Origin of the sequence: Gordonia amarae NBRC 15530 (assembly GCF_000241345.1) — a bacterium.
GTDB lineage: Bacteria > Actinomycetota > Actinomycetes > Mycobacteriales > Mycobacteriaceae > Gordonia > Gordonia amarae.
Genome location: NZ_BAED01000038.1, coordinates 1 through 17,267 on the forward strand (window position 1 = coordinate 1; position 17,267 = coordinate 17,267).

The 17,267-nt window shown below is 67.3% G+C and carries 20 protein-coding genes; 9 read left to right on the plus strand and 11 right to left on the minus strand.

All coding sequences use genetic code 11. The annotated features are described in order from the left end of the window. Nucleotides 1–274: 274 nt before the first annotated feature. From GOAMR_RS10225 to GOAMR_RS24135, 4 genes are all read left to right on the plus strand, one after another. Nucleotides 275–616, plus strand: coding sequence for a hypothetical protein (locus tag GOAMR_RS10225; protein WP_040514934.1), 342 nt, complete (start codon nt 275–277; stop codon nt 614–616). A 41-nt stretch (nt 617–657) separates the two neighbouring features. After that, nucleotides 658–1,551 (plus strand): adenylate/guanylate cyclase domain-containing protein, encoded by an 894-nt coding sequence (locus GOAMR_RS10230; protein ID WP_005186690.1) that lies wholly within the window; start codon nt 658–660, stop codon nt 1,549–1,551. 144 nt (nt 1,552–1,695) lie between these two features. Next, nucleotides 1,696–1,920: a DUF3263 domain-containing protein gene (locus GOAMR_RS10235; protein ID WP_005186693.1), complete on the plus strand. Its 225-nt coding sequence runs from the start codon at nt 1,696–1,698 to the stop codon at nt 1,918–1,920. Nucleotides 1,921–1,971: 51 nt separating this feature from the next. Continuing rightward, nucleotides 1,972–2,277, plus strand: a complete 306-nt coding sequence (locus GOAMR_RS24135) for a hypothetical protein (protein ID WP_005186702.1) — start codon at nt 1,972–1,974, stop codon at nt 2,275–2,277. A 23-nt stretch (nt 2,278–2,300) separates the two neighbouring features. Here the strand turns inward: GOAMR_RS24135 and GOAMR_RS10245 are convergent, their stop codons facing one another. Genes GOAMR_RS10245 through GOAMR_RS10255 form a run of 3 tightly spaced genes read right to left on the minus strand, consistent with a single transcriptional unit; the run spans nt 2,301 to nt 4,959 of the window. Beyond that, on the minus strand, nt 2,301–3,572 hold the full coding sequence (locus tag GOAMR_RS10245; RefSeq protein ID WP_005186708.1) for an esterase/lipase family protein: 1,272 nt from the start codon (nt 3,570–3,572) through the stop codon (nt 2,301–2,303). Nucleotides 3,573–3,615: 43 nt separating this feature from the next. After that, the gene (locus GOAMR_RS10250) at nt 3,616–4,647 is read right to left on the minus strand and encodes an LLM class F420-dependent oxidoreductase (RefSeq protein ID WP_005186711.1); all 1,032 of its coding nucleotides are present in this window, start codon (nt 4,645–4,647) and stop codon (nt 3,616–3,618) included. Between the two features lie 51 nt (nt 4,648–4,698). After that, nucleotides 4,699–4,959 carry a phosphopantetheine-binding protein gene (locus GOAMR_RS10255; RefSeq protein WP_005186713.1) on the minus strand — a complete coding sequence of 87 codons (261 nt, stop codon included), beginning with the start codon at nt 4,957–4,959 and terminating at the stop codon, nt 4,699–4,701. A 167-nt stretch (nt 4,960–5,126) separates the two neighbouring features. On the opposite strand from GOAMR_RS10255, the gene GOAMR_RS10260 reads away from it, so the two are divergent. Both GOAMR_RS10260 and deoD read left to right on the plus strand, forming a co-directional pair. Continuing rightward, entirely contained in the window at nt 5,127–6,812 is a 1,686-nt protein-coding gene (locus GOAMR_RS10260) for a phospho-sugar mutase (RefSeq protein ID WP_040514937.1), read from the plus strand. A 46-nt stretch (nt 6,813–6,858) separates the two neighbouring features. Then, nucleotides 6,859–7,569, plus strand: coding sequence for a purine-nucleoside phosphorylase (gene deoD, locus GOAMR_RS10265; protein ID WP_005186717.1), 711 nt, complete (start codon nt 6,859–6,861; stop codon nt 7,567–7,569). 19 nt (nt 7,570–7,588) lie between these two features. Here the strand turns inward: deoD and GOAMR_RS10270 are convergent, their stop codons facing one another. Continuing rightward, on the minus strand, nt 7,589–9,418 hold the full coding sequence (locus GOAMR_RS10270; protein ID WP_005186719.1) for an alpha/beta hydrolase: 1,830 nt from the start codon (nt 9,416–9,418) through the stop codon (nt 7,589–7,591). Beyond that, nucleotides 9,418–9,741: a hypothetical protein gene (locus tag GOAMR_RS10275; RefSeq protein ID WP_005186723.1), complete on the minus strand. Its 324-nt coding sequence runs from the start codon at nt 9,739–9,741 to the stop codon at nt 9,418–9,420. The genes GOAMR_RS10270 and GOAMR_RS10275 overlap by 1 nt, the downstream gene beginning before the upstream one ends. Nucleotides 9,742–9,904: 163 nt before the next feature. On the opposite strand from GOAMR_RS10275, the gene GOAMR_RS10280 reads away from it, so the two are divergent. From GOAMR_RS10280 to GOAMR_RS10290, 3 genes are read left to right on the plus strand one after another with little or no spacing between them, the layout of a single operon-like run. Next, a complete protein-coding gene (locus GOAMR_RS10280) occupies nt 9,905–12,289 on the plus strand; it encodes an ATP-binding cassette domain-containing protein (RefSeq protein ID WP_005186731.1) in 2,385 nt (794 codons plus the stop codon). A 4-nt stretch (nt 12,290–12,293) separates the two neighbouring features. Further along, nucleotides 12,294–12,728, plus strand: coding sequence for a helix-turn-helix transcriptional regulator (locus GOAMR_RS10285; protein WP_005186732.1), 435 nt, complete (start codon nt 12,294–12,296; stop codon nt 12,726–12,728). 10 nt (nt 12,729–12,738) lie between these two features. Next, complete coding sequence (locus GOAMR_RS10290; RefSeq protein ID WP_005186733.1) at nt 12,739–13,152, plus strand: VOC family protein; 414 nt, start codon at nt 12,739–12,741, stop codon at nt 13,150–13,152. Nucleotides 13,153–13,163: 11 nt separating this feature from the next. Here the strand turns inward: GOAMR_RS10290 and GOAMR_RS10295 are convergent, their stop codons facing one another. From GOAMR_RS10295 to GOAMR_RS10320, 6 genes are all read right to left on the minus strand, one after another. Next, nucleotides 13,164–13,751: an FKBP-type peptidyl-prolyl cis-trans isomerase gene (locus tag GOAMR_RS10295; RefSeq protein WP_040514939.1), complete on the minus strand. Its 588-nt coding sequence runs from the start codon at nt 13,749–13,751 to the stop codon at nt 13,164–13,166. Between the two features lie 64 nt (nt 13,752–13,815). Continuing rightward, on the minus strand, nt 13,816–14,166 hold the full coding sequence (gene trxA, locus GOAMR_RS10300; RefSeq protein ID WP_040514936.1) for a thioredoxin: 351 nt from the start codon (nt 14,164–14,166) through the stop codon (nt 13,816–13,818). A gap of 53 nt (nt 14,167–14,219) precedes the next feature. Beyond that, complete coding sequence (locus GOAMR_RS10305; protein WP_005186742.1) at nt 14,220–15,251, minus strand: TIGR03617 family F420-dependent LLM class oxidoreductase; 1,032 nt, start codon at nt 15,249–15,251, stop codon at nt 14,220–14,222. A 37-nt stretch (nt 15,252–15,288) separates the two neighbouring features. Next, on the minus strand, nt 15,289–15,642 hold the full coding sequence (locus GOAMR_RS10310) for a VOC family protein (RefSeq protein ID WP_005186744.1): 354 nt from the start codon (nt 15,640–15,642) through the stop codon (nt 15,289–15,291). Nucleotides 15,643–15,743: 101 nt separating this feature from the next. Continuing rightward, nucleotides 15,744–16,859, minus strand: coding sequence for an alpha/beta hydrolase (locus tag GOAMR_RS10315; RefSeq protein ID WP_005186745.1), 1,116 nt, complete (start codon nt 16,857–16,859; stop codon nt 15,744–15,746). A gap of 73 nt (nt 16,860–16,932) precedes the next feature. Next, a partial coding sequence (locus tag GOAMR_RS10320) for a response regulator transcription factor (RefSeq protein ID WP_005186746.1) occupies nt 16,933–17,267 on the minus strand: 335 nt, incomplete at its 5' end.

A 17,267-nucleotide genomic window follows, 5' to 3' on the forward strand; every position in this document is an offset into this window, starting at 1 on the left:
ACCGAAGTCCTCGACGATCACACCTGAGACGACCTGACCGTCCTCGAGGGTGACCCGGACCTTGCTGTTGACGGTGGCCTCCGCTGCCGGGGCGGAGTCCGGAGCGATATCTGTCTGACTCATGTTGCTCCTTTGGGAGGGTTTCAGGCCGTGACATGCGGTAAGGCAGGTCCACTCCATGATTATAGTGAAGAATGCCTTTGTCAGTAGCCCGTGCGGTGTGTTGTGCGGGTGTGTGTCGTGGTGGAGACCCCGAAGACGGGTGAGTACGGTCATGGGCGTGCAGGAAACCCAGCGTCGCCGGCCGTACTCGTGCGCATGGTGCGGCCGGTCGATGGTCGATTCGGAACTCGGGCGTCGACGCAAATATTGCAAGAGATCGTGTCGGCAACGGGCGTACGAGCAGCGCGCGGTCGCCGAGGGCACATCGATACCCGCCGATTCGGTGATCCTGAGCGCGGCCGAGGCCGAATCCTTCGGTGATCGTATGTTCGAGCTACGCTGTGCGGCCGAGGACCTCGCGACGGCGATCACCGAGGACGTAGGCCGGGCCACACTCCAGGACATGGCGGGCGCACTGCTGGTCCTCGCCCGCGACGCCGAACGTCTGCGGTAGGCGGCGGCGAGCACCGGCGCGCGAGCACTACACTGTCTCGCGTGAGCGGGCCTGACGACCTTCCGCTGCCTGATGAGGCCGGCGGCGAACAGCTTGGTGACACCACCGGCTCCGGTGCGCCGGGTGGCAGCGGAACCGGACGCGGGGCCGGGGGAGCGGCGAGTGCCGGGCGCAAGGCCGCACAGCTTCTCGCCCGGACTGATTCGTCCGCGAGGGCGGTGCGCGCCGCCCGCGCCGCCCGCAGTCTGCTGCCGCCGGGTGTCGACACCGACGAGGACCGCTTCTCCGGCCGGGTGGGCAGGCTGATCGGCCGGTCCCGTCCCGATCAGCCCAGCGCCGCGCGGGAACTCGGTCTGGCGGCAGTGTCGGCGTGGCAGGGCCTGGTGTCCAGGCGTTCACCGCGCAGCACTGAACCGACACGGGCGACGATCCTGTTCACCGATCTCGTCGGCTTCTCGACATGGGCACTGCGCGCGGGCGACGACCTGGTCCTGGCCCTGCTCGGGGAGGTCAACTCCGCCACCGAGACGGTGGTCCGCGAGCATGGCGGGCGCATCGTCAAGAGCCTCGGTGACGGCACGATGGCCGTGTTCACCGACGCCGCCGCCGCGATCGAGGCGGGGCACGAGGTGGTGGGCGCGGTGAGCGCGCTGCAGGTCCAGGGGTACCGCCCGCAGCTGCGGGCAGGGCTGCACACCGGGGAGCCGCGGCCCGTCGACGACGACTACCTCGGGGTGGACGTCAATATCGCCGCCCGGGTGGCCGACGCCGCCGGCGCCGGTGAACTGCTGGTCACCAAGGACACGCTGACGGCGGCGGTGGGTGAGGATGTGGATCCGGCGACGCGATTTGCGTTGCGGCGCCGCAGATTCAAGGCCAAGGGGGTGCCGCGCACCGTGGAGGTGTTCGCGGCGGTGCCCCGCTACCGATCCTGAGGGTTACCGAACAAAATTCGAGGTAGTGCCCCTCTTGGTGAAATCACTTGTGCGGGCGGGATTCTTGTGTACTGTGTGCGCATAGGCTGATCGCCAGGGGGGCGATCGTTGCCGCCACCCTCCCGCTCACAAGGACGTGAACGCATGGATAACGTAACGCATCAGAAGATGCTCGACTTCGAGACCGACTGGTACCCGCTCGGCGGTGGATCGTCGGTGGAGATCCGCGAGCAGTTCGGTCTGTCGGACCGTGACTTCTTCGGCGAGGTCGACCGTCTGATCGAGCTGGCCCCACCGCAGACGCTGACCGACACCGAACTCGACCGGATGCGTAAGGTCGTGCGCAGGCGCCTGTGGATGGCGAGCTGAACCCGCCGGCGGGCGCGTAGGATCGGCGGGACATCCAGCGAAAGGTCCGCCGTGGCGTTCTCGGACGACGAACTCGAGGAGTTCTATCGCACCGTCGAGCAGCGCACGGCGTGGCGGCGCGAACGGCCGGTGCGTCGAAGCAGGCCGCGAGCGGTTCGGGTGTGCCCCACACCGTATAAGGACTGCTACCGCACGCCCATGGAGGCGACCGAGGCGATCGAGCGTTCCCGCAGTACCCGGTACGGGGTGCCGTGGCTCCGCAGCTACCAATGTGAGTGTGGCAGCTGGCATTTGACGAGCACACCGGACTACCGCGGCGACCCCGCCGACCGTACGCGGCGCGGGCGTAGGCACTGATCCAGAGGTCGGGCAGCCGGTCGTCAGGCGGTGATCTGGTGCCGTGGCCGGACCCGGTCGAGCATCCAGGCGTAGATCGTATCGTCGTTGAGCAGCGTGAAGTGGTGCGATCGTCCGATGTGGAGGCCGTCGTCGGCGAGGTAGCCGATGTGGCGCCTTCTGTTACGGCCACGTCCGCTGCCGGTGAGGACCAGTCCGTCGCCGACGATCATGCCGACGATGTGCCGTCTGCTGCGGGTGACCGTGGCGACCACGTACAGGTGCTGGGCGTGCGCCGGCAACCACACATCGGTGGACAGCGGCTGAAACCACTTGTCCGGAGCCGTGTTTCGTTCCCAGTCACGGGCGAGAACGGTGCCGTGATGCAGGTCCCGCACCCCCGAGCTGCGCCGGCGCAGGAGGTTGGCAAAGGGGCGGGTCACCGGCGCGGCATGTAGCGCCGCCGCCGCAGCGTGGACGCCCCGGGCCAGTGGCGCACCCAGGTGTGGTGTGCCCAGGCACACGGTGTGCCGCAGGACACGCAGCCACTGCGAGTGCCCGTCGGAGGCACTGTGGCAGGCGCTGCGCAGCACGAGCCCGCCCATCGAATGACCCACCAGCGTCAGTGTCCGGACGGGGACAGGCCAGAGGGCGACCAATGAGGTGAGAAGTCTGTCGAGGTCCTGTCCGTTGTCGCTGATGTGTCGGCCCGAGTTGTATCGGATGTAGACGGGGCAGGCCCCGATGTCCTCGCCCAACCGGGGACCGTAACCAGGGTCTTCCCCTGCGTTCCAGGCCAATTCGGTTTCCATCAGCCCGTGGATGAACACCACGAGATGCCCGGATGCCGTGGCGGGCTCACCGAACGTGGTCCGGAGCGCTTCGGCGGTCGGTTCGACCGGCCGGCCCTCGTGCCAGACCCCCATCGATGCGGCGAGTGGTGAACCGGCGGCGGTGAGTTCGTCGCCGATCAGACCGTTGAGCACGGCCAGTCCCAGCGCACCCGGCACGGTATGCGAGGGTGGCCGGCCCCAGCCACCCACGACCGACCCGGCGACGCCACCGGCGGTGTCCAGCGACTGCGCCGTCGCGGTGTAGACGCCCTCGCTGATCGCGTCGTGCACCGCGCGGGTGGGTTCGGTCCAGGTCCGCAACGGCGTGCGGCCCAACGTCCCGAACACGCCCGTCGCGATGGCACGGTGCACCTTGGACACACCGCGGGTGGCCTTGCCCAACTCGGTGAGCCCGAGGTGGGCAAGGGCCCGCGACTCCTCGCGGCGCTGCGCGTCGCCCGCATCGGATGAACAGTCGATCATGCGATGAGTGTACACACGTACACTCAAAACGCCAGCGGTCGCGTCAGGCGAGTGCGGCGATATCCTTGATCTGCTGCACCGAACCCGCGGCGACCAGCAGTGTGGTGACCCCGGCGGCCTCCCAGACCTTGATCTGCTCGCGCACGCTGTCGGCATCCCCGATCAGCGTCGATTCGGAGATCACCTCGTCCGGAATCGCCGCTGCGGCTTCGTCTTTGCGACCGCTGCGGAACAGGGCGGTCACCTCGTCGACCAGGTCTCCGTAACCCATCCGGCGGTACACCTCGGCATGGAAGTTTGTGTCCTCCGAGCCCATTCCGCCCATGTACAGCGCGGTCACCGGTTTGAGACCGGCCAGCACCGATGCGGGGTCGTCGGTCAGGTAGATCTGGGCGGTGGCGCACACCTCGAAGTCGTCGCGGCTGCGGCGCGCGCCCGGCCGGGCGAAGCCCTCATCGAGCCACTCGTTGTACATGTCGGCCATGCGCGGGGTGAAGAACAGCGGCAGCCAGCCGTCGGCGATCTCCGCGGTCAGGGCGATGTTCTTCGGCCCCTCGGCGCCGAGGAAGATCGGGATGTCCGGGCGCAGCGGGTGCACGATGGGCTTGAGATTCTTGCCGAGCCCGGTGGATCCGGGACCGGTGTAGGGCAGCGGATAGTGAGGGCCGGGGGAGGCCACCGGTGCCTCGCGCGCCCACACCTGACGCATGATGTCGATGTATTCGCGGGTACGCGCCAGTGGCTTGGCGAACGGCTGCCCGTACCAGCCCTCGACGACCTGCGGTCCGGACACCCCGAGCCCGACGATGTGCCGACCACCGCTGAGATGGTCGAGGGTCAGCGCGGCCATCGCGCAGGCGGTCGGGGTGCGCGCCGACAGCTGCAGCACCGAGGTGCCCAGCCGGATGCGTTCGGTACCCGAGCCGAGCCAGGCGAGCGGGGTATAGGCGTCCGAACCCCACGCCTCGGCGGTGAACACGGCATCGAAGCCGCATTCCTCGGCGGCGGTGACCAGCTCACGCTGGCCCACCGGCGGTTGTGCTCCCCAGTAGCCGATCTGCAAACCGAACTTCATCGCGCTCCTCACCGTGTGGTCCAGACCACTCTAACGGCCCGGGGGTATGGACTACGAGGGGGTGTTGAGCTCGCGGACCCACGCACCGATGGTCGGGTCGCCGGCGAGGATCACCACATCGGCACGGTGGGCGCCCTGGGCGCGCCAGCGTTCGATCAGTGACATCAAGCGCACCGAATCCAGGCCCATGTCAAGGACATTCGTGTCGTCCTCGAGCTCGCCCGGCGCGATCTCGAGGACCTCGGCGATGTCACCGACGATCTGGTCGCGGGTCAGTACCGGGGTGTCTGTGGCGGAGTTGCTCTCGGTCATCGTCTTCTTCTCTCATCGCGCCGCCGGCGTTGTACGCGCGGGGTTGTCCCTGTGTGGCCGCCATCAATATTGGTTAGGCTGTGCTCAGACTACCGGCCGTTGGCGTGCCCGCGATGCCCGGGACGGGTAGGTTCACGGGCGTGAGCCGAGTCGACAGTGTGGTCCAGATGGCGGACAGCGAGGTGGTGCCGGCGGCGCGCACCTGGATACGGCACGATCCGGACCCGCGGACACGTGACGAACTCACCGCATTGTGCGCTCGCGCCGACACTGAACCTTTGGCACTCGCCGAACTGCGTTCGCGGATGTCCGGCCCGTTGCGGTTCGGCACCGCGGGTTTACGGGGTGCCGTCGGCGCCGGTGAGTCCCGGATGAATGTCGCGGTGGTCACCCGCGCCACCGCCGGTCTGGCCGCCTACCTGCGCGAACTCGTCGGCCCCGGCGCGCGGGTGGTGGTGGGCTGCGATGCGCGGCACGGCTCCGCGGAATTCGCCGACGCCGCGTGCGGGGTGCTCGCCGCGGCCGGGGTCCGGGTGCTCGCCTTGCCGCGCGGGCTGCCCACACCGGTGACCGCGTTCGCGGTGCGGGCCTGCGATGCCGATGCGGGCATCATGATCACCGCCTCGCACAATCCGCCCGCCGACAACGGGTACAAGGTGTATCTCGGCGGACGCGCGGTTACCGGTGACGATGCCCGCGGTGTGCAGATCGTGGCCCCCGCCGACACCGCGATCGCCGCACACATCGATGCCTGCGTGCCCGCCGATCAGGTGCCGCTGGCGGTGCCGGATCCCGCGGACGCCCTGTCCGGGGCCGGTGATGACTACATCGAGCACATCGCCTCTTATCGCACGCGCGCCGACTCGTCGTCGGTGCGGGTCGTGCTCACCGCGATGCACGGCGTGGGCGGCGATACGGCGCGGCAGGTACTCGGGCGTGCCCGGGTCGATGACGTGCGGGTGGTGGCCGAACAGATCGACCCCGATCCCGAGTTCCCGACCGTACCGTTCCCGAACCCGGAAGAACCCGGAGCGCTGGACCTTTCGCTACGGCTCGCGGAGTCAACGGAGGCCGATGTGGTGATCGCCCTTGACCCCGACGCGGATCGGTGCGCGGTGGCCATCCCGGTGCGCGGCGGCCGGTGGCGTCAGCTCTCCGGCGACGAACTCGGTGCCGTCCTCGGCGAGCAGGCCGCGGGCGATGATTCCCGGGCCGGTGACACTCTCGCGTGTTCGATCGTCTCCAGCCGGCTGCTCGCCGGCATCGCCGAGCACCATGGTCTGCGGTTCCGGGCCTCCCTGACCGGATTCAAGTGGATCGCCCGCACCCCCGGCCTGCGGTTCGGGTACGAGGAGGCCATCGGCTACTGCACCGACCCGGGGGCCGTCCGGGACAAGGACGGCATCGGCACGATGATGCGGGTGATCACCCTCATCGAGTCATTACGGGAGCAGGGCAAGACGATCGAGGACCTGCTCGACGACCTGGCCCGCAGGCACGGCCTGCACGCCACCGCGCCACTGAGCTTCCGGGTCGAGGACACCACTCTCATCGCCGCGGCGATGGACCGGCTGCGCACGACCCGCCCGGAGTCGCTGGCCGGCGCCGCGGTGACCGAATGGCGTGATCTGTCCGCCCCGAACCCCGACTTGCCGCCGACCGAGGGACTGCTGATCAGCACCGACGCCGGCGACCGCGTGATCGTCCGCCCCTCGGGGACCGAACCCAAACTCAAGTGCTATCTCGAGGTGATCCTCCCGTGTACCGGCGACATCGTCCCCCGCGAGCAGGCACAGGCGCGTCTGGCCACGATCACCGCCGAGATGACCCAGCATCTCGGCCTGGCCGGGTGAACCAGGACAATCCCATGTCGTGGCCGCAGCAACAACGAGGAGCGCAATGACCGACCTGTCCACCCCACACATCGACCCGCAGGGCGAGACGATCGCCGAGACGATTCTGCTGCCGGGTGATCCGTTGCGCGCCAAGTTCATCGCCGAGACCTACCTCGACAACCCGCGCTGCTTCAACCGGGTCCGCAACATGCTCGGCTACACCGGAACGTACCGGGGCCGCGAGATCTCGGTGATGGGCACCGGCATGGGCATCCCGTCGATCTCGCTGTACAGCCACGAACTCATCCACACCTTCGGCGTCCGCAACCTGATCCGGGTCGGCAGCTGCGGGTCGATGCAAGAGCACGTCGACCTGTACGACGTGGTGATCGCCCAGGGCGCCTCGACCGACTCGAACTACCTGAGCCAGTTCGGGATTCCCGGAACCTGGGCGCCACTGTCGTCGTACCGGCTGCTGGAGCACGCCAAGCACCTGGCCGACGAGCGCGGCGCCACCGCTCATGTCGGCAACATCCTGTCCTCGGACATCTTCTACAACGCCGACGACCAGACGCTCGGCAAATGGGCGCGGATGGGTGTGCTCGCGGTGGAGATGGAGTCGGCGGGCCTGTTCGCCAACGCGGCCGCCGCCGGCGTCGACGCCCTGGGCATCTTCACCGTCAGCGACCACATCCCCAGCGGCCGGCGGACCACCCCGGCCGAACGGGAGACGGCGTTCACCACCATGATCGAGATCGCCCTCGAACTCGGCTGACCCACGTCAGGCAGCCCGGTCAGGGCAGTTTGAGTTCGATATCCGGCAGCGGACCCGGCAAGTTGATGTCCCTGTCCAGGCCATCAGCGAGTGCGCTGAGCATCGGTGACAAGATCCCTGTTGCCGGTACCAGGATGTCCTCGGCCTTCGCAGCGGCCTGATAGTCCGAATCGCGCTCTACATACTCGGTGGGCTGCTCACCGCGGATCACCTTGACCATGTTCTTGAATGCGTCCGATTGAGGGTCGTTCCAGTATTCGCCGTGCCCCCTGGCGCCTTCCACGCGCCTCTGTTGCCCGTTCTCGTCGGGTCCGTAGTAGCCGGTGTCCAGACGCGTGACGCCCTTGGTGGAGTCCGGGTCTGCACCGTGCGGATTCATCGGTAGTTCCTGCGAATAGTGGATAGGGTCGCCCGGCGCGGTCATCGAGTACCGCTCCACGTCGTGGTTGGGGTTCTTCCAGCCGGTGTCGTACACACCGGTCCCGGCCGAGGAGGCATAGATCACCCGGTCGGCGCGCAGGCCGAGTTGTTCTGCGGTGCCGACCACCGAACCGCCGTAGGAATGGCCGATGTAGGTGGTCTTGGCGCCCGGGGCGACTGCGTCGATCTCCGCGTCGAGCGACTTCCCGAACGTCACCAGACCCGGCGCCATCTCCTTGGCGAACCTCGGGTCGGCCGCCGAATCCTTCAGGGATTCGTCGAGGCCGTTCTTGGCCGCGAGCGCCGCACCACCGGGACCCCACTTGAGCCCCGAGGTGAGCGTGTTCATTCCGGCCTTCCCGAGGCCTTCGTAACCCAGTTTCTGTGGCAGGTCGCCGTCGAGATAGACGAACACCGGGCCACCGGTGGCCTTCGCGAGGTTGCGTGCGGCCTTGACGTTGCTGTCCATACTCTCGAGCTTGGTGCCGGTGCCCGGCACGTACACGGTGACATTACGGGTGTCGGGGGTGAGGTCGCCGACCATCTCGATGAGATGCCCGTTGCCCTTGTCCTCGGTGTAGAGGAACTTGCGTTCGCCGTCGGGGTCGTTGCCCATCGTGGTGGGTGGCGAGGCCTCGGCCGAGGGGTTGTCGGCTTGAGTGAGCATGTCGGAAAGCACGTTGGCCCGCTTGTGGTTTCCCTGGCGGTGAAGCTGCACGATGTCGGTTCGGATGTTGATCTCGCTCGCGGTGAAACGGGAGGTGTAGTCGATGCCGTCGAGGCCGGCGATCGTTCTCGGGTCGGCGGCGATGACGCGTTCCCGGTCGGAGGCACTCAGCGAGAGAAAGAAGTCGCGGCGCCGGCCGGTCTCCATTCCCTTGAGCATCGTGACAACGTCGGTCGGCGACACCTGGCCGCCGCCACGGACGGTCACCAGCTCGTCACCGGTGGCGAGTTCGTGGACGGTCTTGTTCAGGGTCTCCAGGACGGTGCCGTACCGCTCATCGGTCTCGTCGAGAGCGTTGAGCCCGCGATGGAGTTCTTGGGTATGCCATGCGGCGCCGAACTTCTTGGCCTCATCGGGGTGGGTGACCGTCCCGGTGTCGGAGACGACATACCCGTCGGCCTGGATCTCGGTGACGAAGGTCAGGATCCTTTCACGCCAACCGTGCAGGTCGGCACCGGCGTCGGCGGTCTCGTCGGCGATCCGCAGCAGGGTATTGCGTAGCTGGTTGCCTTTGTCGGCGAGGCCGGTGATGGCCTGGGTGGCGCCGGCGCGGGAGTCACCGCGCCACGTCGCCCGGTCCAGCACCACCACCGCGCCGGACACGCTGTCGCCGACGGTGGTGGCGTCGGTACTGATCTTGTCGGCCGCGTCGATGATCGACTGGGTGGCCCAGCCCCGCAGTTCGGACAGTGTGGGCCGCATCAGTGACCTCCGCCCAGGTGCTCCGATGCCGCGTCGTCGGTGTCGGTCAGGGTGGCCGCGGCCTTCCGGCAGGTGGAGGCCGTCGACCGCAGTTGGGCTGCGAGCTTGTCCGCCGCCGACTCCGCCGACTCGCCGGTGGAGCGTAATGCGGTGATCACCCTGCTGGAGGTGCCGAATATCTGCCGTATCGGGCCGAATGTCAGGCCCCCGACCGTATCGCCGGCGTTCTCCCAGCGGGTGGCGATCGCTGCGATCTCGTCGGGATCGACGGTGAGCAGGTCCTGCGTTGCTGTGCGCAGGGCGTGTCCGAGTGAACCGTGCACAATGTGTTCCTTTCGCCTGTCGGTGGTACTCGGTGGTCTGACGCGGCGAGCGGCCCCAAGGTTCCATCGAAATCAGATAATTATCTGATTCACCTGTTCGGAGGACAGGGAGTCCGGCCCGACATCCGGGTCATTCACGACACGGGGTATTACGCTCGACCCCATGCCCGCACGTCAGCCCGCAGGACCGCAGCCGATCCATCCCGCCGACTCGCACGACACCATCAGGGTGCTCGGAGCGCGTGAGAACAACCTCAAGAACGTCGACGTCGAACTGCCCAAACGTCGGCTGACGGTGTTCACCGGGGTGTCGGGGTCGGGCAAGAGTTCGCTCGTGTTCGGCACCATCGCCGCCGAGTCGCAGCGCATGATCAACGAAACCTACAGCGCGTTCGTGCAGGGGTTCATGCCCAATGTCGGCCGGCCCGACGTCGACGTTCTCGAAGGCCTGACCACCGCGATCATCGTCGATCAGGAACGGCTCGGGGCCAACCCGAGGTCCACCCTCGGCACCGTGACCGATGTCAACGCGATGCTGCGGATCCTGTTCAGTCGCTTGGGAACCCCGCACATCGGATCATCGCAGGCGTTTTCGTTCAACGTGGCCTCGATCTCGGGTGCGGGAGCGGTGAGCTATGCCAAGGGCGGTCGCGAGGTGAAGGAACGCCGCGACTTCGCCGTCGTCGGCGGCATGTGCCCGCGCTGCGAAGGCATGGGCAAGGTCTCCGATTTCGATCTGACCGCGCTCTACGACGAGGACAAGTCCATCAGCGAGGGCGCGCTCACCATTCCCGGCTACAGCGTCGACGGCTGGTACGGCCGCATCTTCGGCAACTCGGGCTTCTTCAGCGCCGACAAGCCGATCAAGAAGTTCACCAAGAAGGAACTCGACGCGCTCCTCTACAAGGAGGCCACCCGCATCAAGGTCGACGGCATCAACGTCACCTACGAGGGGCTGATCCCGCGTATCCAGAAGTCGATGCTGTCCAAGGACCGGGAGGCGATGCAGCCACACATCCGGGCCTTCGTCGACCGCGCCATCACGTTCCAGACCTGCCCGGACTGCGACGGCACTCGCCTCAACGAGGGCGCCCGCTCATCGAAGATCAACGGCATCAGCATCGCCGACGCCTGCCGCATGCAGATCAGCGATCTCGCCGAATGGATTGCGACGCTGGAGGATCCGTCTGTCGCACCGCTGCTGGAATCCCTGTCGGCCTCGCTCACCTCGTTCGTCGACATCGGGCTGGGTTACCTGTCGCTGGAACGTCCGTCGGGGACCCTGTCGGGCGGAGAGGCGCAGCGGACCAAGCTGATCCGGCACCTCGGGTCGTCGCTTACCGACGTCACGTACGTGTTCGACGAGCCGACGATCGGGCTGCACCCACACGACATCGCCCGCATGAACACACTGCTGCTCGCGCTGCGCGACAAGGGCAACACGGTGCTGGTCGTCGAACACAAACCGGAGGCGATCGCGATCGCCGACCACATCGTCGACCTCGGGCCGCGCGCCGGTTCCGAGGGCGGGCAGATCGTGTTCACCGGCGATATCGACGGACTTCGCGCCGGCGGCACCCTCACCGGTCAGCATCTTGATGACCGGGCCGCACTCAAGTCCGAAACACGCACTCCCACAGGGGCTATCGAGGTGCGTGGGGCCACCACCCACAATCTGCGAGACGTCGACGTCGACATCCCGCTCGGTGTGCTGACCGTCCTGACCGGGGTGGCGGGATCGGGCAAGAGTTCGCTGATCACCGGGTCGGTGGCCGGCCGCGACGGGGTGGTGGTGGTCGACCAGTCCGCGATCAAGGGGTCCCGCCGCAGCAACCCGGCCACCTACACCGGCCTGCTCGAGCCCATCCGCAAGACCTTCGCCAAGGTCAACGGCGTCAAACCCGCTCTGTTCAGCGCCAATTCGGAAGGCGCCTGCCCCACCTGCAACGGCGCCGGCGTCATCTACACCGACCTGGCGATGATGGCGGGTGTGGCCACCACGTGTGAGGAATGCGAGGGCAAACGGTTCAGTGCCGCGGTCCTCGAGTACACCCTGGGCGGCAAGAACATCAGCGAGGTTCTCGAGATGCCGGTCGCCCGCGCCGAGGAGTTCTTCGGCACCGGAGAATCGCGGATCCCCGCCGCGCACAAGATCCTGCAACGACTCGTCGATGTCGGGCTCGGCTACATCACCATCGGCCAGCCGCTGACCACCCTGTCCGGCGGCGAACGTCAGCGCCTCAAACTGGCCTCACAGATGGCGGAGAAGGGACAAGTGTACGTCCTCGACGAGCCGACCACCGGCCTGCACCTGGCCGATGTCGAGCAGTTGCTGGGATTGCTTGACCGGCTTGTCGATTCAGGCAAGTCGGTGATCGTCATCGAGCACCATCAGGCGGTGATGGCCCATGCCGACTGGATCATCGACCTGGGTCCGGATGCCGGTCACGACGGCGGACAGGTGGTGTTCGAAGGTACCCCGGCCGATCTGGTGTCCGCCCGCTCGACCCTCACCGGCACGCATCTTGCCGACTACGTCGGAGCGTGAACCGGTGGCCATCTCACGGCAACGGGCCCGCGACCTGGCGGCACTGCGCCGGGTGCGGGACCGCATCGACCGTGACTACGCGCAACCGCTCGACGTCGCCGCGCTCGCCGCGGGAGTGCACATGTCGGCGGGTCATCTGAGCCGGGAGTTCCGCAAAGCGTATGGGGAGGCGCCGTATTCGTACCTGATGACACGGCGCATCGAACGGGCGATGACGTTGCTACGCCGCGGCGACATGTCAGTTACCGATGTGTGCTTCGCCGTCGGGTGCTCGTCTCTGGGGACGTTCAGCACCCGGTTCACCGAGCTGGTCGGAGTGTCGCCGAGCGGGTACCGCCGCGACCACGCCGATGCCACGGAGGGGATGGTTCCGTGCGTGGCGCAAGCCGTCACCAGACCGATCAGGAATCAAGAAGCGCGAGTTCAGGCGCCGACGTAGCGTCGAAGCCATGACAGTCACCATTCATTCCAGTTTCCTGCCCCACACCGACGCCGAGGCCGCGCTCGGCTTCTACCGGGATCTGCTCGGCTTCGAGCTGCGACTCGATGTGGGCTACGACGGCAAACGCTGGCTCACCGTCGGTCCTCCCGGCCAGCCCGACACGGCAATCGTGCTCACCCCGCTCGGCGTCAATCCCGGTGTGACAGAGGAGGAGAGCGCGATGATCGAGGAGATGGTGGCCAAGGGCACCTACGCGAGCGTGCTCCTGGCCTCCGACGACCTCGACGCCACCTTCGACACGCTGGTCGCCGGTGACGTCGAGATCATTCAGGAACCGATGGACCAGCCGTACGGCCTGCGCGACTGCGCGGTCCGGGATCCGTCGGGGAACATGGTCCGGATCCAGCAGAAGCCGGCCTGATTCCCGGGTGGCTACTGGGCGGCGAGGATCTTGATGGCGAACACGATGGTGTCGTCTTTCTCGATCCCGGCGCCCGGCTGGCCGTCGGGGTAGCCGTCGGCGGGAATGATCGCCACACCCACGGTGGACCCGACCTTCTGTCCGACGAGGGCCTTACCGAAACCCGCGACCACGCCGGACACACCGAAGGATGTCGGTTCGCCGCGCTGATAGGCGCTGTCGAAGACGTTGCCGTCGCGGCCATTGACACCGGTGTAGCAGACGGTCACCGTCGCGGTGTCCGACACCTCGGGGCCGGTGCCCGCGGTCAGGGTCTGCACCGTGGTTTTGGCGACCTTGAACGGTTTGGTCACCTTGATCAGGGGTCCGGCGCTGTCGGTGGACCCGGTCATCTCCAGCTTCCCGCTTTCACCGTCCAGCGACCACTGGGGTTTGGTGTCGGCCGCGGGCGCCTCGGTCGGGCAGGACTGGCTGGTGTCGGGGGCGTCGGCGGCAGCGGTCGACGAGGCCGAGTCGTCCGAATCCGAGTCCGACGAGCCACAACCGGCGAGCAGTCCCACGAGCGCGACGGACACAACGATCCCATGCTTGAGTTTCACCGGGTACACGCTACCGAAGCGTGGCTCCGGCCACACGGTGGGGAGCAGCGCGAACAGCGGTGGATCAGTTCTGTTCGGCGAGCGCCTTCTCGATGTCGAGGTCGACGACCTGCTTCACCAGATCCTCCAGCGCCTCCGGGGGCAGCGCACCGGGCTGGTTGAACACCATGTAGCCCTGCTTGAAGACCATCAGCGTCGGGATCGACTTGATGTTCGCGGCGGCGGCGAGCTGCTGCTCGGCCTCGGTGTCGACCTTCGCGAACACCAGGTCCGGGTACTTCTCGGATACCCGTTCGAAGATGGGGCCGAACTGGCGGCACGGTCCGCACCAGGATGCCCAGAAATCGACGAGCACCACGTCATTGTCGGCGACGGTCGAGTCGAAGTCCGCGGTCTTGAGGTCAATGGTTGCCATACCTGCCCCAACGTAGCGGTCGGCGATTCTGTTCCAGCTCGTCGCCAACCCGGCTAAGGACTATCGGGTCCGCCTGTGCAGGACCGGACGGCGGAGACGAGGCCGGTCAGATCCTCCCGGTCCGGGGTGAAACCGGGAAAGTAGCAGCACACCTCCGAGGCGTGGACACCATACCGGTCATGGATCTGCTCGGCACACTCGCGCGGGGTGCCCACCACAGCGAGGGTGCGCACCATGTCGTCGGTGATGAGCTCCCGCATCTCCGCGATCCGGCCCCGCTTCGACAGGGCGTTCAGTTCGGGCTGCAGGTCACCCCAGCCTTCGAGGTCGAGGACCACGCGGTAGGCGGGCGTCGAACCGTAGAACGCGATGAGGGAGGCCACACGTTCGTATGCGGTGGCCGCCGCCTCCGGTGTGCTGCCGACCGCGCACATCACCTGAGCGATGATCCGGTAGCCGTCGAGGGACCGACCCGAGCGGGCCAGCCCCTCCCGCAGCGCGGGGATGGTGCGTTCGGCGAAGTGCCGGGTGCTGTTGAACGGCATCACGAGCAGCCCGTCGGCCACCTCGCCGGCGGTGCGGGTCATGATCGGACCGAGCGCGCCCATCAGCACCGGCGGCGGACCGTACGGATTGGGCCCGGGATCGAAGGTGGGCGGCAGCAGTGTGTGCGTGAAGAACTCACCGCGAAAATCCAGCGGTGCCTTGCCTTCCCAGGTATCGAAGATGGCCTTGACCGCCGCCACCGACTCGGCCATCCGTTGAGCGGGTTTGCCCCACTGCGAGCCGTACCGCTTCTCGATATGCGGCCGGATCTGCGAGCCCAGACCCAGACGGAACCTGCCCTGACTGAGCACCTGCAGGTCATACGCCGTGTGCGCCAGATGCATCGGACTGCGCGGACCGGCGATCGCCACATTGGTCATCAGCTCCAGGCCGGTGGCCTGAGCGGCGAGCACCAGCGGGATGAACACGTCGTGCGGCCCCTCGAAGGTGAACAGCCCATCGGCCCCGCTGTCGGCGATCGCCCGGGCACTGTCGATCGCCTTCGCGGGCGACCCCTCCACCTGTAGGTGAATCTTCACCCCACCTCGTCTTCCGCGCCGTGTCCACGGCCACTGTTCAGCGCTGGAGCGGACTGTACAGCACCAGACCGTTGCCCTTGTTGTCGTAGACGACGGCACGACGTTCATGGGCGTCGTCGTACGGCGGCTGCACGATCCCGCCGCCGGCGGCCTCGACGGCCTTGGCCGACGCGTCGACGTCGGTGGTCTTGACGCCCACGACCACCTGACCGTGGATCGGGTGATCGACCTTGGTCGCCAACGCGACGGTGATCGAGCCCCCGTCCACGGCGGCGAAATGTGCCCCGTCGCGGAACTTCAACGGAAAACCGAGCGTATCGGTGTAGAACGCGATCGACTCGTCGAGATTGTCGGTGGACAGGACGATCATCTTGACCTCATGGTCACTCACCTTGTGCCTCCTCATCTTTGGCCGACCTCCACGGTAGTGACGAATAAGTCGGCGAGACAGGGTAAATGGTCGCGGTGGCTGGAGTCCGCAATCCGCCGAGTTCAGTGAGTCGGGCGGGCCTTCGGATCGGGGCGCACGTGCCGCTGGGAAAGCCGGTCGAGCGAGCGGAACACCCGCTTGGACGCCTCCGCCCACGGCATCAGGATAGGGAAGACGTGGAACATGCCGTATTCCTCCATCGCCCACACCTCGATCCCGTTGTCCCGCAACCGCTGAACAAATTCGCGAATCCCGTCCCGCAGCATCTCGTCGGCGCCCCAGCTTACGAATGTCGGCGGAAACCAGTCCGGATCGGGGTCCGCATGGGTGATCGAGACGCGTTTGTCGTTGGGCTGCACACCGTGCAGATAGGGGGCGACCGGAATGCTCCACGGCAGAATGTCTTTCGACGCGTTGTCGAGCACGGACGGATGGTCGAAATCCAGATCCACCTCGGGGGAGAACATCACCAGCGCGGCCGCGGCGGGCAGCGACTGCTCATGCAGATAGACCATCAACGACGCCGCGAGGCCACCACCACCGGAATCGCCGGCGACCACGAGGTGATCGGGGTCGACGCCGCGCTCGATGAGGTCCTGGTACACGGCGGCCGCATCGAGCACACCGGCCGGGAACGGGAACTCCGGCGCCATCCGGTAGTCGGCGATGAAGATCTCGGCGCCGGTCACCCGCACCAGCGACGACGCGAACGCCGAATACATCATCGGCGAGGTGCCGATATAGCCGCCGCCGTGCAGGTACAGGACGGTCGCGCCGATCGGGTCTTTCTGGCCGGCGTCCTCGACGTAGGCGTCGGTGCTGGCTTTGGCCCGGCACCACAGCCCGGGAATCCCGCCGACCACGTCGTCGGTGATCTCCACGTCGTCGGCCAGGCTCACAAACGGGGGCATGACGACCTGGCAGATGTCGTCGAGCACCTTCTCCATCGACCGGAACTCCTCGATCGGCAGGCCCATCGAGTAGCCCATCAACGACCGCACCACCTGCCGGGTGACCGCCTGCCCCACATTGTCGAGCAGTCCCGATGGGCCCTGCCAGGGCCGCCGCAGCGGAACCTGCGCGAGACCGGTGAGCAGGTTGCCGGCCAGGCCCGCCACCGACAGCGCGGTGATCGGACCCGACGCCGTGCGCACCTCGGGGCGATCAGCCATAACCATGCCGCCCACCCTAACCCGTGGACGCAGGTCGTCCCGCGTGGAGCGACCCGCATCACGCGGGTCGGCGGCCGACCTATCCGCGCGGCGCGACCACCCCGTGGTCGAAGGCGAACACGACGGCCGCGGCCCGGTCCCGGACACCGAGGGCCCGGAAGATCGCGCCGACATGGCTTTTCACCGTCACCACCGAGATCACGAGTTCGGTGGCGATCTCGTCGTTGGTGAGACCGCGACCGATCAGCTCCAGAACGGTCCGTTCGCGGGCGGTGAGCCGCCCGAGCGCCGCCGCATCGGACTTCGACGGTGAGCCGGTGCTGCGGTAGGTGTCGAGCACCGACGCCGTGATCGCCGGGTCGAGCACCGACTCGCCGGCCGCGATCAGGCGCACTGCCCGGATCAGTTCCTCGG

Coding starts and splice junctions, on each gene's coding strand:
- GOAMR_RS10255 (WP_005186713.1), bottom strand. CDS start 4,959: ATGACCGAGAGCAACTCCGCCACAGACACCCCGGTACTGACCCGCGAC.
- GOAMR_RS10290 (WP_005186733.1), top strand. CDS start 12,739: ATGACAGTCACCATTCATTCCAGTTTCCTGCCCCACACCGACGCCGAG.
- GOAMR_RS10260 (WP_040514937.1), top strand. CDS start 5,127: ATGGCGGACAGCGAGGTGGTGCCGGCGGCGCGCACCTGGATACGGCAC.
- GOAMR_RS10270 (WP_005186719.1), bottom strand. CDS start 9,418: ATGCGGCCCACACTGTCCGAACTGCGGGGCTGGGCCACCCAGTCGATC.
- trxA (WP_040514936.1), bottom strand. CDS start 14,166: ATGGCAACCATTGACCTCAAGACCGCGGACTTCGACTCGACCGTCGCC.
- GOAMR_RS10280 (WP_005186731.1), top strand. CDS start 9,905: ATGCCCGCACGTCAGCCCGCAGGACCGCAGCCGATCCATCCCGCCGAC.
- GOAMR_RS10225 (WP_040514934.1), top strand. CDS start 275: ATGGGCGTGCAGGAAACCCAGCGTCGCCGGCCGTACTCGTGCGCATGG.
- GOAMR_RS10235 (WP_005186693.1), top strand. CDS start 1,696: ATGGATAACGTAACGCATCAGAAGATGCTCGACTTCGAGACCGACTGG.
- deoD (WP_005186717.1), top strand. CDS start 6,859: ATGACCGACCTGTCCACCCCACACATCGACCCGCAGGGCGAGACGATC.
- GOAMR_RS10315 (WP_005186745.1), bottom strand. CDS start 16,859: ATGGTTATGGCTGATCGCCCCGAGGTGCGCACGGCGTCGGGTCCGATC.
- GOAMR_RS10245 (WP_005186708.1), bottom strand. CDS start 3,572: ATGATCGACTGTTCATCCGATGCGGGCGACGCGCAGCGCCGCGAGGAG.
- GOAMR_RS10250 (WP_005186711.1), bottom strand. CDS start 4,647: ATGAAGTTCGGTTTGCAGATCGGCTACTGGGGAGCACAACCGCCGGTG.